The organism is Pseudomonas sp. NPDC086251 (genome assembly GCF_044746405.1).
Classification (GTDB): domain Bacteria; phylum Pseudomonadota; class Gammaproteobacteria; order Pseudomonadales; family Pseudomonadaceae; genus Aquipseudomonas.
This window is the reverse complement of sequence record NZ_JBIVBY010000039.1, coordinates 1-14647: the sequence shown is the minus strand read 5'-3', so window position 1 is coordinate 14647 and position 14647 is coordinate 1. Positions and strand designations below refer to the sequence as shown.

Here is a 14647-nt window from a genome sequence, read left to right as displayed (position 1 = left end):
CGCTCAAACACTAATCGCATTGGTAAACACCAACCGATTGCCAAACGGATCGGCCACGGTCATGTCCTGGCTGCCCCAGGGCATTGCCTGAATTTGTGGATGGGCGAATGGGTATTCCTTGGCCAGCAGTTGCTGCTGGAATGCCTCCAGTTCATCGGTCTCGATTCGCAAAGCCGAGCCGGGCGTGCTGTCACCGTGGTGTTCCGACAAATGCAGCACGCATTCCCCGCGTGACACTTGCAGGTACAACGGCAAGTTGGGCTCGAATCGGTGCTGCCAGTCGATCTTGAAACCGAGGAAGTCGACGTAGAACTCCACGGCCTTGATTTCATCGAAAATCCGCAGGATCGGGGTGGTTTTGCCGAAGCTCATGGAGTTGCTCCCAGACTGATAAGGCCCAGAGTGTAGCCGGGCTGTACGTCAGCAATTCGGCTTGGTGATGGCTTTCTTTAATTGCAATGTGCCATCACAGCGAAAAGATCAAAAGATCGCAGCCTCGTTTTACTCGACAGCTCCTACAGAAGAACACGGCCACCTGTAGGAGCTGTCGAGTGCAACGAGGCTGCGATCTTTTCGGCCTTACCGCGCCGCTCAATGAAACCCGATACGCAAATCCCCGTCCCGCGCCAAAAACCGCCCTTCCCGGCGCCCATTCGCCTGTCCGTCGCTGTAACTCAACACACCGTTGACCCACACCCCGTCAATCCCTTCGGCGGCCTGTTGTGGATCATTGAAGTCGGCCACGTCGCGAATCGTTGCCGGGTCGAACAGCACCAGATCCGCCCAATGTCCTTCACGGATTTCGCCACGCTCCTTCAAACCGAATCGTGCCGCCGACAACCCGGTCATTTTGTGCACGGCGGTATGCAGCGGAAACAGGCCTACGTCGCGGCTGAAATGTCCGAGCACACGGGGGAACGCGCCCCACAGACGCGGGTGAGGAAACGGGTCTTCAGGCAACCCGTCGGAGCCCACCATCGACAGCGGATGCGCGAGGATTCTTCGTACGTCTGCCTCGTCCATTCCGTAATACACCGCGCCGGCCGGTTGCAGTCGGCGGGCCGCCTCGAGCAACGGCACGTCCCATTCGGCGGCGATGTCCATCAGGTCGCGGCCGCCCAGTTCCGGGTGCGGCGTCGACCAGGTGATGGTGATGCGATGGGCATCGGTAACTTGCTTGAGGTCCAGCGTCGAAGAACTCGCCGCATAGGGGTAGCAATCGCAGCCCACTGGGTGGCTTTTCGCCGCGTGTTCGAGGGACGCCAGCAGTTGCGGACTGCGCCCCCAATTACCGGCTCCGGCGCACTTGAGATGGGAAATGATCACCGGCGATTTCGCATGACGACCAATCTTGAACGCTTCGTCCATGGCCTCCAGCACCGGTTCGAATTCGCTGCGCAAATGGGTGGTGTAGACCGCACCGAAGGCCGTCAGCTCTTCGGTCAATTGCATCACCTCTTCGGTGGACGCCGAAAACGCGCTGGCGTAGGCCAGGCCTGTGGACAAACCCAACGCGCCGGCCTCAAGGCTTTCACGCAGTTGTTCGCGCATCGCGGCGATTTCATCGGCCGTCGCCGTGCGAAACAGGTCGTCGAGGTGGTTGCTGCGCAACGCCGTGTGACCGACCAGCGCTGCCACGTTCAGCGTGGTGTTCGCCGCTTCCACGGCCGCGCGGTAGTCGCTGAACGTCGGGTACACAAACGCCGCCGACGTGCCGAGCAGGTTCATCGGGTCTGGCGGATCACCGCGCAAACTCACTGGCGAAGCGCTGATCCCACAGTTGCCGACAATCACCGTGGTCACGCCCTGGCTGAGCTTGGGCAGCATCTGCGGTTGGCGAATCACCACGGTATCGTCGTGGGTGTGCACGTCGATGAAACCCGGCGCCAGGACCCGGCCAGCGGCGTCGATTTCTTCGGTGGCGCGGGCATCCTGCAAGTCGCCGATGCGCTCGATACGGCCGTTCAGAATCGCCACGTCGGCGGGGTAACCGGGGCGGTTGCTGCCATCGATGACCAAGGCATTGCGGATGAGCGTGTCGTACATCATGTCAGTCTCCCAGCGGCAAGTGATCGTCGCCGCCGCGGTAATCGTCCAGGGCGAGTTTGATTCGCCGCAGACGTTCTTGATTGTCTTCAGGATTAGCCAGTGCCAGCTCGGTGGCAAGCACATCGATCGCCAGCAACATGCCGTAGCGCGCTGCCGTCGGTTTGTAGATGAACGAGGTTTCGGCAATTTGCAGTGGCAGCAGCACATCAGCCAATTGCGCCAGCGGCGAGTCGGCCCGGGTGATGGCGAGAATCCGCGCGCCGTAGTTGCGGGCCAGCTCAACGGCTTCCAGCAATTCGGGGGTGATGCCGGTCAGCGAGCAGGCGATGACGGCATGTTCGACACCGAGGCCGGCAGCGGTGAGGCGCATCATCACCGGGTCATGACACGCCGCAATCGGGTAGCCGAAACGCACCAGCCGCACTTGCAATTCATCGCTGCACAACGTCGATGAACCTCCCATGCCGAAGGCGTGAATCATCCGCGCGTTGCCCAGCAGTTTCACCGCGTCGGCGAATCGCGACTCATCGAAGGCCGACAAATGCTGACGCAGCGTCGTCTCGATATCGCCGACAATCTGCCCGTAAAACGCCGACTGCTCCGGCGTGCCCGCCGGGTTGAGAAAACGACTGCCAACGCCGCTGGCCTGAGCCAGTTGCAAACGCAGGTCACGCAAGTCGCGGCAGCCCACCGTGCGGGCGAAACGCGACAGCGTGGCGGTACTGACTTCGGCCCTCTGCGCCAGCTCATCGAGGCTGGCGGAAGCGGCAAATCCGACATCGTCGAGCATCAGCCGGGCGATGCGCCCTTCGCCGGCGCTGAAGGAATCCTGACGAGCGCGGATCTGGTAGAGGATGTCCATGGCGAGCGGCTCCGGTTAAATCAGGTAAGAAAGGCCCACGGTCAGCGCGAAAGCGACCACCGAGATCAGGGTTTCGAGCACCGTCCAGGTCTTGAAGGTCTGGGCAACGGTCATGTTGAAGTATTCCTTGATCAACCAGAAGCCACCGTCGTTGACGTGGGAAAAAATCACCGAACCCGCGCCCGTCGCCAGCACCAGCAACTCCGGATGCGGATAGCCCAGGCCCACGGCCACCGGCGCGACAATCCCCGAGGCGGTGGTCATGGCCACCGTCGCGGAACCGGTGGCGATGCGCATCAACGCGGCGAACAGCCAGCCCATCAGCAGCGGCGACAGGTGGAAGACCTGCGCCAGGCTGACGATCTGGTCGGTGACGCCGGCGTCCACCAGAATCCGGTTCAAGCCGCCACCGGCGCCGACCAGCAAGGTGATGCTGGCGGTCGGCGCCAGGCATTCGTTGGTGAACTTGAGGATCGATTCGCGGTTGAAGCCCTGGGCCAGGCCGAGGGTCCAGAAGCTCAGCAAGGTCGCCAGCAGCAAGGCGATCACCGAGTTGCCGATGAACAGCAGGAACTGGTTAAACCCACTGCCCGGCGTCGAAATCAGGTTGGCCCAGCCACCGATCAGCATCAGCACCACCGGCAGCAGAATGGTCGCCATGGTGATGCCGAAACCCGGCAGGCTGTCGCGCGGTTCGCGGTCGAGGAATTGCCGTTCCAGCGGGTTCTCCGCCGGCAGTTGAATGCGCGGCACGATGAACTTGGCGTACAGCGGACCGGCGATGATCGCGGTCGGAATACCGATCAGAATCGCGTAGAGCAAGGTCTGCCCCACCGAGGCCTGATAGACCTGCACCGCCAGCATCGCCGCCGGGTGCGGTGGCACCAGCGCATGCACCACCGAGAGCCCGGCGACCATCGGCAAACCGACCATCAGAATCGACACACCGACGCGCCGTGCCACGGTAAAGGCGATCGGCACCAGCAGCACAAAACCGACTTCGAAGAACAGCGGCAGGCCGACCAGGAAGGCGATGCAGACCATCGCCCAATGCGCGTTTTTCTCGCCGAAGCGGTCGATCAGCGTGCGCGCCACCTGCTCGGCGCCGCCCGACTCGGCCATCATTTTGCCGAGCATGGTGCCCAGCGCCACCACCAGCGCGATGTGCCCCAGGGTCTTGCCGACACCGGCCTCGTACGCGCCGACCACCCCGGACGCCGGCATCCCGGCGAGCAAGGCCAGGCCGATGGAGACCAGGGTGATGACAATGAACGGATTGAGTCGGTAACGGGCGATCAGCACGATCAGCGCAATGATGGCGATGGCGGCATACACCAGCAGCCAATAGCCGAAGGACAGGGTCATGCGGTACTCCTCGAGAGGGTCACGTCGAAAATTTGTGAAACTCTTAAAACATTTCGAGGCGTGATATTCAAACAAGGTGAAAGTAATTTTCGTGAAGAGGTACGGGATGTCGCACAGAGGTATGCGTGGGCGTAGGTTATGAAAATTGAGGGGCGGTATTTACATGATCGAGCGCTCAGTCGTGATGCACGCGAGCGCGTTTCAGCAGTTTCTTGCAGCGCTCAGACAGACCCAACACACGCAGGTGCTTGCCGGCCTTGGCGTAGCGCTCGCGCAATGTATCCAGCGCGGCGATGGCTGAGTAGTCGACGAAGCTCAGGTGACGACAATCGAGGGTCACCTGGGAGGGGTCGTTGGCAGGATCGAACTGATTTAAAAACGGCGTAGTCGAGGCGAAAAACAACGTGCCATGCACGCGGTAAAGCTTGCTGCCGTCGTTCTCCACATGACTGTCGGCGTAAAGCTGCCGAGCCTGCTGCCAGGCAAAATTCAGCGCCGCGATGATAATGCCGCAGAGCACGGCAGTGGCCAGGTCGGTGAACACGGTAATGATCGTCACCGCGACGATCACCAGCACGTCGTTCAGCGGCACTTTGTTCACCACGCGCAGTGAGGCCCAAGCGAAGGTCTGCTGCGACACCACGAACATCACCCCGACCAATGCGGCCAGCGGGATACGTTCGATCAGCGGCGAAAGGAACAGGATAAACAGCAGGATCATCACCCCGGCGACCACCCCGGACAGCCGGCCTCGACCGCCAGAACTGAGGTTGATCACGGTTTGCCCGATCATCGCGCAACCGCCCATGCCGCCAAACACACCGGACACCATATTCGCAGCGCCCAACGCCACGCATTCGCGATCCGGGTAGCCGCGACTCTCGGTGATTTCATCGGTAAGGTTCAGGGTCAACAGGGTTTCCAGCAGGCCGACCAGCGCCATCAATATCGCGTACGGCGCGATGATGCGCAGGGTTTCCAGGGTCCAGGGAATGTCCGGCAGGCCAAACGTCGGCAAGCCGCCGGCGATGTGCGCCATGTCGCCCAGGGTGCGGGTCGGCAGACCGAGCAGATAAACCGCCAGGCCCACGCCCAGAATCGCCACCAGCGCCGGCGGTACCGCGCGGGTCAGGCGCGGCAGCAGATAGACGATGGCCATTGTCACGGCCACCAGTCCCGTCATCACATAAAGCGGCGTACCGCTGAGCCAGGTTTCACCGCTCTTGAAGTGCTCCAGCTGGGCCAGGGCAATGATGATCGCCAGCCCGTTGACGAAGCCCAGCATCACCGGGTGCGGCACCATGCGCACCAGCTTGCCCAGTTTCATTAGCCCGAACGCCAGCATGATCAGCCCACCCAGCAGCACGGTGGCCAACAAATACTGCACGCCGTGTTGCACCACCAGCGCAACGATCACCACGGCCATCGACCCGGCCGCACCGGACACCATGCCCGGCCGCCCGCCGAACAGCGCGGTCAGGGTGCAAATGATGAAAGCGCCGTAAAGCCCCATCAAGGGATTGAGGTGGGCCACCAGCGCGAAGGCAATGCATTCGGGTAGCAGGGCGAAAGAGGTCGTGAGGCCGGCCAGGACATCGGCACGCAGACGCTGTGGTTTCATGGTTTACCCAACAATACAGGCCGCAGGAAATGGCCGGAAAAGAAGGGGCGGATGGTACGGAATTGAGGGCGGCCCGGCCAGTTGTTGAGCTGCTGAAAATGCCTTCGCGAGCAAGCCCGCTCCCACATTTGTTCGCATTCTGATGAAAGAACTCGGTCGAATGTGGGAGCGGGCTTGCTCGCGAAGGCAGCGACGCGGTCTAAAGCGAACTCACACCATCTCGTCCCGAATCCATTCAACGACGGAAGTCCGCTTCGGCGCCCAGCCCAGCAACTCACGCGCATGCTTGCCGCGCACTCGGCTGTTGGAGCCCAAGCCATAGTTGGCCATTTCATAACCCCACTCGGCTTCCGCATCCTTCAGCGGCCAGTCTTGTGGCTCGCCCAGATTCAACGCTTGGGCAATCGCGGTGGTCATGTCGATGAACGACGCCTCACCGCTTTCAACGAAGTAGAAGGTGCCCGGCACATTGTTGGTCAGCGCCAACAGGTACAGAGCAACCACGTCTTCGATGTGCACGTTGGACCAGATGTTCTGGCCCGTACCAACGTGGCGGACCACACCGCTTTTGCGCGCCTGTTTGAGCAAGCGCGGCAGCTGCACGCTGTCGCGTTTCACGCCCAGGCTGTGACCGTAAATCAGGGTGTTGCAGATCACTGCCGAATTCACGCCGTCCTTCGCCGCCGCCAGGATCAAATTGTCGATGGCCACGCGAGCGGCCTTGTCGACGGTCGGCTCCGGCAGGCTGTCTTCGTAATAGATAACGTCGCTGGACTTGCCGCCCGACGCATCGCCGACGATGCTCGAACCGCTGGTGTGCAAGAACACTTTATTCGAACCGCGAAGCGCATTGAGCAAGGCTTCCACCGCACCGCGATGGTCGCTGCTGGCGGCGTTGATCACGGCGTCCGCAGCACGGGCCTGTTCGGCCAATAGTGCGCTGTCGTCAAGAGTGCCGATCACCGGGGTGATGCCCAGCGTACTCAGTTCATTGGCTTGTTCGGCACTGCGCACCAGGCCGGTCACCTGATGGCCAGCCTGGACCAGGCCCGTGGCGATGGAGCCACCGATAAAACCCGCTGCACCGGTAATGAATACGTTCATGGAGAAACTCCCTGCGTTAATAAGTGATGCAACGAGTATCAAGCAGTCACCACGGATGAAAAATCCCCGTTGACCCAATTCACTCTTGCGCAGGGGTCACGAATCAGCCGCTGAAATCCGTGGAAGCGTAAACCGCCAGTTTTCCCTGAATGAAGTCCAGGAAGCACTGAATCCGCAGGGCCAGTTGCGAGTTGCGGTAGTACACCGCGTTGATCGGCTGGCGATAACCACTGTTGAACTCTGCCAGCAGTACCTTCAATCGTCCGGCACGAATGTCTTCGATGGTCATGTAATGCGACAGGCTGGCGATGCCCTGGCCTTCCAGCGCCAGGTGGCGGATGGTCTCGCCGCTGGACGCGCTGAGAGAAGCCTGGATTGGCCAGCGATCACCGTGCACATACCGCAGCGGCCATTGGTTGAGGCCTTCGTTCTGGGTAAACCCCAGCAGCGTATGTTCGGAAAGGTCGGTCACGGCGGTCGGTGTGCCGTGCTTTTCCAGGTAAGCCGGGCTGGCGACGATGTGCAACGGGCTGCATCCCAGCGAGCGGGCATGCAAGGTCGAGTCGGCCAGCGTGCCGATGCGGATGGCGATGTCGGTGCTTTGCTCGAGCAAATCGATGATCAGGTCGTTGCTGTTGAGTTCCAGCTGGATGTCCGGATAGAGACCGCGAAACTCGTCGATGTAGGGCACGATGGCGTGCAGCATGAATGGCGAGGCGGCGTTGATCCGCAGGCGCCCGGACGGGGTTTGCTGGCGTGAGTTCAGGCGTTCTTCAAGCTCGTCCATCTGATCGAGAATCAGCTTGGCGTGTTCGAAGAAATACTTGCCCTCCTCGGTCAGGTCCATGCGCCGCGTGGTGCGATTGATCAGCGTGGTGTCGAGTTTCGCCTCCAGCCGCGACAGCGTGCGGCTGACCGCCGAAGGCGTTTGCCCGACCTGCTCGGCCGCCGCGGAAATCGACCCGCATTCAATTACGCAGACGAAAATCTGCAACTCATCGGATCTGGCTTTCACGGAGGCCCCTCATTCAAAAACTGGCTTGATAGTAGCTGGATGCGGGGCAAAAGGAACCTCAAGCCTGAAGGCCGAACACCTCGATCAAATGCTGCTCATAACGCGCCACATCAGCCTCGATATTCGGGCGTTTCATCACATCGACCGCCAGGAATGTCGGCAAGCCGGTCATGCCAAGGAATTCGTTGGCCTTGTGGAACGGGAAGTACACCGCGTCCACACCCTTGGCTTCGAAGAAGTCGGTCGGGTCGTCGAACGCCTGCTGCGGCGCGTTCCAGGTCAGCGACAGCATGTATTGCTTACCCTGCAACAAACCGCCGCTGCCGTACTTTTGCGACACATCGGAACGGGTGCGGCCGTCACTGGCGTAGAGGCTGCCATGACCTTCGGTGAAGACTTCGTCGATGTACTTCTTGACGGTCCACGGCGCGCCCATCCACCAGCCTGGCATCTGATAAATGATCACGTCGGCCCAGAGGAACTTGGCGACTTCTTCGGCGACGTCATAGCCTTCGTCGATGAAGGTGGCCTTCACATCGACGCCGCCACGATCCAGCACGCTCAGCGCTGCCTCGTGCAACGTGGCGTTATAGCGGCCCTCGGAGTGCGCAAACTTTTTGCCGCCATTGAGCAACAGAACTTTTTTCATGAGAAATCTCGGAAGGGTTGGAATTCGATGGCGGCAGAGTAGCGATCCGCCTCGCGTGGAATAAGCGCTGAATTCACAAAATTCATTTGACCAATACGCACGAATCGACAGGCGATTGTTGCCATAAAATTGCGCCGATTCTGAACTTGAGGAGATTTCTGATGAGTGAATTGCAAGGCTTCATCCTGCACGCCAAGACCCGCCCGGAGAAATCCGACGCCTTCGAAGCGTTCTTCCGCGGCCATGTCGAAGCGAGTCGCGCCGAGCCCGGTTGCATCGAATACCACATGCTGCGAGACAGACAGGACCCGACGCTGTTTATCTTCTACGAGATCTGGGCCTCCCAGGCCGACCTTGATGTGCACTCGAATTTGCCGCACATGCGGCAGTTCCGCGACATGCGCATGGAGTATCTGGAACAGGATTTCGATATCCGCGACATCGACATGCTCAGCCCGTCGTCCGCTACCCGCTGATCAGCAAGTGGCCGCCGAGCACGCCGAGGCCAATGAAGAACACCCGCTTGAACAGCACGGCGCTGATCCGCTGGCGCAGCCATTGCCCCAGCAACATCCCGAGCACCGCCGGGATCAGCGCCAGCAGCGACGCACTCAACTCACCCCCGCCCAGAGCCCCGCGCCATAACAGACCGGCGGCCAGGGCCAGGGTCGAGACGGTGAACGACAGCCCCAGCGCCTGCACCAGTTCGTCTTTGCTCAAGCCCAGCGCTTGCAGATAAGGCACCGCCGGGATCACGAAGACGCCGGTGGCCGAGGTAATGACGCCCGTCAGCAATCCGCACAGCGGACCGAGCCAGCGCTCGCTGCGATGACCCATGCGCAGGGTCGGCAAGAACAACCCGCTCAAGGCGTAAATCAGCAACGCTGCCCCCAGCCCCCGCACCACCCAATGACCACTGGCCATGCCGATCCACAACGTGCCGGCACCGGTGCCAACGAAGATCGCCAGCAGCATCGGCCATAGCCGTTTGATCAGCCCTTGCAGATGCCCGCCAAATGCCAGTTGCCAGACATTGGTCAGGGTCGCGGGAATGATCAACAGCGCGGCTGCCTGCGACGGCGCCATAGCCAGACCGAGCAAGCCCATGGCGATGGTCGGCAGGCCGAGGCCGATGATGCCTTTGATCATGCCTGCCAGCAGAAACGTGGCGCTCACCAGCACTGAAAGGGCCAGGCCGAGGTTTTGATAGAACGAGGCGAGTGTATTCATGGGGCTATGGTGAGCCTGGAAGGGCCGGTTGAAAATCTGCCATATACTGAGGGTGCCTCTTGTTTGGGTAGAGGCTGATGACGCCTTCGCGGGCAAGCCTCGCTCCTACAGGTTCAATGAGTCCCCTGTAGGAGCGAGGCTTGCCCGCGAAGGCGCCCCTCCCGACAACACACCTCCAAAGGCTGACAATGCACTTCGACCTGACCGACTTGCGCCTCTACCTGAACATCCTCGACAGCGGCAACATCACCGCCGGCTCCGCACGCAGTCACCTGTCCCTGGCCGCAGCAAGTGCACGAATCCGCGCGATGGAATCATCGCTGGGCATTGATTTCCTCGAACGCGGCCGGCGCGGCGTCACTCCCACTCCGGCCGGCAAAGCCCTCGCCCAACACGCCCGACTCCTGCTACAACAAGCCGAGCGCCTGCAGCAGGACCTGGCCGAATACGCCAACGGCGTCAAAGGCCAGGTGCGGTTACTGTGCAACACCACGGCAATCACCGAGTACCTGCCGGAGTTGCTCGCCGACTTTCTGCGCAGCCACCCCAACCTCGACATCGACCTGCAAGAACTGCCCAGCGCACGCATCACCCACGCCTTGCGCCAGGGCGCGGCGGACCTGGGCATCATCACCGATGCCGTGGACACCGATGCCCTGCAGACCCGCCCGTTTCGCGACGACCCACTGGTGCTGATCATGCCCCGCGATCATCCACTGGCGCAGTCCGAATCCATAAGTTTCACCGACTCACTGCATCACGATTACGTCGGGCTGAATGCCAACAACGCCTTGGCCGTGTACCTGGAAGAACAGGCGCTGCACACCGGTTCGCGCATGCAGATACGCATCCGCGCCGATGGCTTCGATGGCGTGATGCGCATGGTCGCTCATGGCGCCGGGCTGGCGATTGTGCCGTTGGCGGCGATCCAGCGCGGGGCGGCCGATCAACCGTTCAAGAGCGTTGCGCTGAAGGAAGGCTGGGCACAGCGAAAGCTGCTGCTCTGTGCCCGCTCATTCGACAATCTGCCCGGTTATGCCAGAGCGTTGTTCGACGCATTGCAGACCGAGCGCCATTGAAAACCGTCGGCCCGCCGAGTCGCTCCCGGCCTATACCTTTGGCAGCGGATTCAAGGCCTCCACCCTCTTTGTTTTTCTGAAAAAGAGCCCGTAGACAATCGACAGAATCAGCAGGAACGGCACGCCAAACACCAAGGTCATCTTGAACGCTTCGGTGAAGTAAGTAGTGATCATCACCGCGCCCATCAGCACCAGCCCCAACAACGTGGTGTAGGGAAACAGGCGCATGCGGAACGAGAGTTTCCGCTCGCCGTTGCGCTGGTGGTAGCGTCGGAAACAGTAGTGGGTCAGGAAGATCATGAACCAGGTAAAAATGGCGCCGAACATGGAGATCGCCATCATCAGGGTGAACGAACTTTCCGGGTACAGGATGTTGAGCAGGGTCGCCAAGGCAATGCCCGAACTCGACAACAGCAAGGCGTTCAGCGGAATCCCGGTCTTGCTCAACACCCCCATCGACTTCGGTGCATAGCCGCCACGGGACAGGCTGAACATCATTCGGGTGGTGATGTAGAGCTGGCTGTTCATCGCCGACAACGCCGCGATCAGGATCACGAAATTCATCACCCCGGTGGCGCCGGGAATGCCAATGGTTTGCATGACCGTCACAAATGGGCTCTGCGCGTGACCGGCCTGGACCCACGGCACAATCGCCAACATCAACGCCAGGGTCAGCAGGTAAAACACCACCAGCCGCACGATGGTCGCGCGAAAAGCCTTCTTCACCGCTTGCTCCGGATCCTTCGCTTCACCAGCGGCCACCGCGATCATTTCCACGCTCAGGTAGCTGAAGATCGACACGATCACCGCGACCCACATCCCTTGCAGACCATTGGGAAAAAAGCCGCCGTGGGCGGTGTAGTTGTGCACGCCGTAATCGGGGTTGCCGGTGCCGTAGATCACGTACACCGCAAGGATGATAAAACCGACAATCGCGCCGATCTTGATGGTCGAGAACCAGTACTCGAACGTGCCGAAGGTCTTCACACTGATGGCGTTGAGCACGATCAGAATGCTCGAGAACGAGACGATCCAGACCCACTCCGGCACGTTGGTGAACCAGTACTTCATGTACATCGCCACTGCCGTCACTTCCGTGCCGACCGCCAGCACAATCGCCGCCCAATAGGCATAGCGCACCAGGAACCCGGCCAACGGGCTGACGTAGAATTCGGCATAGGCGCCGAACGAACCCGAGGTCGAATGGGCCACGGTCATTTCCGCCAGGCAGCCCATCAGCAGCAGGGTGATGATCGCGCCAATGGCGTAGCTGAGCAGCACGCTCGGCCCGGCATACCCGATGGCGTAGGCGCTGCCCATGAACAGCCCGGTGCCGATCGCGCCACCGATGGCAATCATGCTCATCTGACCCGACGTGAGCTGGCGCCTGAGGCCGTGTTCACGTTTGGATATGCTTTCAAAACCGCTGTTGTCGGTCATTTTTCTGCCTCTGAATATTGTCTTTCTTGAAGAGAGCAAATCGTTTGGATTACGCGTGGGGATCAGCCACACACAGCAGGACACGGATCAAAAAATACTCAGCGGATATTCGATGAAGACGCGGTGGCTCAGGTGACGCTATGACGGACCTGGAATTGCGCGTGCGACCAGGTTTTCTGATCGAGAATCTCGCCGAGGATCTGCACCGCGTCCCAGACTTCGGTGAAAGTCGTGTACAGCGGGGTGAAGCCGAAGCGCATGATCTGCGGTTCGCGGTAGTCACCGATCACGCCACGGGCGATCAAGGCCTGGATCACCGCATACCCTTCGGGGTGTTCGAAGCTGACATGGCTGCCACGCCGGGCGTGTTCGCGCGGGGTGATCAGGGTCAGCTCGTGGGCGGCACAACGCTGCTCGACCAACTCAATGAACAGGTCGGTCAGGGCCAGGGATTTACGACGAAGGCTGGCCATGTCGGTCTGGGCGAAAATATCCAGGCCGCACTCGACCATCGCCAATGAGGTGATCGGTTGCGTGCCGCACAGATAGCGAGCGATGCCGCTGCTGGGCTCGTAGCGAGACTCCATGGCGAACTGCCGCGAATGCCCGAACCAACCGGACAACGGTTGCGCCACCAGATCACACAGTTGCGGATTGACCCAGACAAACGCCTGCGAACCGGGGCCGCCATTCAGGTATTTGTAGGTGCAACCGATGGCGTAATCCGCCTGCGCCTGATGCAGATCGACCGGCACCGCGCCGGCGGAATGCGCCAGGTCCCAGATGGCCAGCGCGCCGCATTCGTGGGCCAACGCGGTCAGGGCTTGCATGTCGTGCATGTAGCCGGTTTTGTAGTTGACGTGGGTGAGCATGACCACGGCGGTGTCCTGGTCGATCGCTTGCGGCAGTTCTTCCGGGCTATCAACCAGGCGCACTGTGTAGCCTTGCTGCAGCATGTCCGCCAGACCTTCGGCGATGTACAGGTCGGTCGGGAAGTTGCTGCTTTCGGTGACGATCACTCGGCGTGTCGGCGACCGTGAGGCCTGCACACGCAGGGCGGCGCTGAGGACCTTGAACAGGTTGATCGAGGTGGTGTCGGTGACCACCACCTCACCGTCGCAGGCGCCGATCAGCCCCGCCAATCGATTGCCCAGATGCTCGGACAGATCGCGCCAACCCGCACTGTTCCAACTGCGGATCAGGCCGTTGCCCCACTCGTTCGCAATCACCTCTTGAGCCCGCGCCAATGCCGCGACCGGCCGGGCGCCGAGGGAGTTACCGTCCAGATAAATCACGCCTTCGGGGAGCGCAAATTGCTGACGCAGCGGCGCCAGCGCGTCCTGTGCATCGAGCGCCAGGCAATCGTTTCTTGTAGTCATTGAATGTCCTGTTTGATGAATAACGGGCTGTGTTTCGGGCGCTGCCAGCGCCCCTTTTCATGGAGAAATAATGAACGAAGCTTTGGAGAATTTTCGTGCAAAGTAGCCGCCCGTATAGTAGTTATCTCGCAGAAAATTCGAATCCAATGCCCATAAACGCGGATTTACATCAACCATGAATCTTGACGCGACAGACCTGCGAATCCTCCATCAACTGCAACAGGATGGCCGTATCAGCAATCAGGAACTGGCGGAGAAAGTGGCCCTGTCGCCGTCGGCCTGTTTGCGCCGTTTGCGCTTGCTGGAAAGTGAGGGAATCATCGCCGGCTATCGCGCGGTGCTGAATGCCGAGCGGCTGGGAATCGAGTTGGAAGCCATCGTTCATGTGTCGTTGCGACAGGACGTCGAGGACTGGCACGAGACGTTTATCAAGAAGGTCCAGTTGTGGCCGGAGGTGGTGACCGCTTATGTGATTACCGGGGCCAGCAACTATGTGTTGCGGGTGCAGGCGCGCAACCTCAAGCACTTTTCCGATTTCATCGTGAACCAGCTGAATCGCACGGCGGGGGTTACGGATATTCGTTCGGAAATTGTTTTGCAGAAGATCAAGGAACGGGAGGGGTTACTGGATTTGGTGGTGCGTAAGTAACGCTTGGTTGGTGGGGTTTTAATTGGTGTGTATATCCGTTTCTTCGGTAATGGCGGCTATCGGTTCCGCCCTTACGGCGGGTTACTTGGAAAAGCGCCAAGTAACCAAGCGCTTTTGCCCCTTTCGTTCGGTGCCTCGCTAAGGCTCGGCATGCCCTCGCTCCGGTCCTGCTCCGTGGGCCCGCCGCCATCGGCCATCCCTGGCC

At 60.5% G+C, this 14647-nt stretch carries 14 protein-coding genes; 3 read left to right on the top strand and 11 right to left on the bottom strand.

Annotated elements, in window-relative coordinates:
- Positions 1–3: 3 nt before the first annotated feature.
- The 8 genes from ACIPL2_RS30420 to ACIPL2_RS30385 form a co-directional block, all read right to left on the bottom strand.
- On the bottom strand, positions 4–372 hold the full coding sequence (locus ACIPL2_RS30420; protein ID WP_059403140.1) for a glyoxalase superfamily protein: 369 nt from the start codon (positions 370–372) through the stop codon (positions 4–6).
- Positions 373–591: 219 nt separating this feature from the next.
- Complete coding sequence (locus tag ACIPL2_RS30415; RefSeq protein ID WP_401363150.1) at positions 592–2049, bottom strand: amidohydrolase family protein; 1458 nt, start codon at positions 2047–2049, stop codon at positions 592–594.
- 1 nt (position 2050) lies between these two features.
- Positions 2051–2911, bottom strand: coding sequence for a MurR/RpiR family transcriptional regulator (locus tag ACIPL2_RS30410; protein ID WP_059403138.1), 861 nt, complete (start codon positions 2909–2911; stop codon positions 2051–2053).
- Positions 2912–2926: 15 nt separating this feature from the next.
- A complete protein-coding gene (locus ACIPL2_RS30405) occupies positions 2927–4276 on the bottom strand; it encodes a gluconate:H+ symporter (RefSeq protein WP_401363146.1) in 1350 nt (449 codons plus the stop codon).
- A gap of 175 nt (positions 4277–4451) precedes the next feature.
- Positions 4452–5897, bottom strand: coding sequence for a SulP family inorganic anion transporter (locus ACIPL2_RS30400; protein WP_401363143.1), 1446 nt, complete (start codon positions 5895–5897; stop codon positions 4452–4454).
- A gap of 210 nt (positions 5898–6107) precedes the next feature.
- Positions 6108–7001, bottom strand: a complete 894-nt coding sequence (locus ACIPL2_RS30395) for an NAD-dependent epimerase/dehydratase family protein (RefSeq protein ID WP_401363140.1) — start codon at positions 6999–7001, stop codon at positions 6108–6110.
- 103 nt (positions 7002–7104) lie between these two features.
- On the bottom strand, positions 7105–8016 hold the full coding sequence (locus ACIPL2_RS30390; protein WP_401363137.1) for a LysR family transcriptional regulator: 912 nt from the start codon (positions 8014–8016) through the stop codon (positions 7105–7107).
- Positions 8017–8074: 58 nt separating this feature from the next.
- Positions 8075–8665 carry an NAD(P)H-dependent oxidoreductase gene (locus tag ACIPL2_RS30385; RefSeq protein ID WP_401363134.1) on the bottom strand — a complete coding sequence of 197 codons (591 nt, stop codon included), beginning with the start codon at positions 8663–8665 and terminating at the stop codon, positions 8075–8077.
- A gap of 161 nt (positions 8666–8826) precedes the next feature.
- On the opposite strand from ACIPL2_RS30385, the gene ACIPL2_RS30380 reads away from it, so the two are divergent.
- On the top strand, positions 8827–9141 hold the full coding sequence (locus ACIPL2_RS30380) for a putative quinol monooxygenase (RefSeq protein ID WP_401363132.1): 315 nt from the start codon (positions 8827–8829) through the stop codon (positions 9139–9141).
- On the opposite strand, the gene ACIPL2_RS30375 is transcribed toward ACIPL2_RS30380, so the two are convergent.
- A complete protein-coding gene (locus ACIPL2_RS30375) occupies positions 9131–9895 on the bottom strand; it encodes a sulfite exporter TauE/SafE family protein (protein WP_401363130.1) in 765 nt (254 codons plus the stop codon). The two genes, ACIPL2_RS30380 and ACIPL2_RS30375, sit on opposite strands and share 11 nt — an antisense overlap.
- A gap of 188 nt (positions 9896–10083) precedes the next feature.
- Here ACIPL2_RS30375 and ACIPL2_RS30370 point away from each other — a divergent pair, with 188 nt between their 5' ends.
- A complete protein-coding gene (locus ACIPL2_RS30370; protein ID WP_401363126.1) occupies positions 10084–10974 on the top strand; it encodes a LysR substrate-binding domain-containing protein in 891 nt (296 codons plus the stop codon).
- A gap of 30 nt (positions 10975–11004) precedes the next feature.
- On the opposite strand, the gene ACIPL2_RS30365 is transcribed toward ACIPL2_RS30370, so the two are convergent.
- Together ACIPL2_RS30365 and kynU are read right to left on the bottom strand one after the other, a co-directional pair.
- Positions 11005–12414 (bottom strand): amino acid permease, encoded by a 1410-nt coding sequence (locus tag ACIPL2_RS30365; RefSeq protein WP_401363123.1) that lies wholly within the window; start codon positions 12412–12414, stop codon positions 11005–11007.
- Between the two features lie 128 nt (positions 12415–12542).
- Positions 12543–13793, bottom strand: a complete 1251-nt coding sequence (gene kynU / locus ACIPL2_RS30360) for a kynureninase (protein WP_401363121.1) — start codon at positions 13791–13793, stop codon at positions 12543–12545.
- Between the two features lie 175 nt (positions 13794–13968).
- Between kynU and ACIPL2_RS30355 the strand changes: the two genes are divergently transcribed.
- Positions 13969–14442 (top strand): Lrp/AsnC family transcriptional regulator, encoded by a 474-nt coding sequence (locus tag ACIPL2_RS30355; protein ID WP_401363118.1) that lies wholly within the window; start codon positions 13969–13971, stop codon positions 14440–14442.
- The last annotated feature ends 205 nt before the right edge of the window (positions 14443–14647 follow it).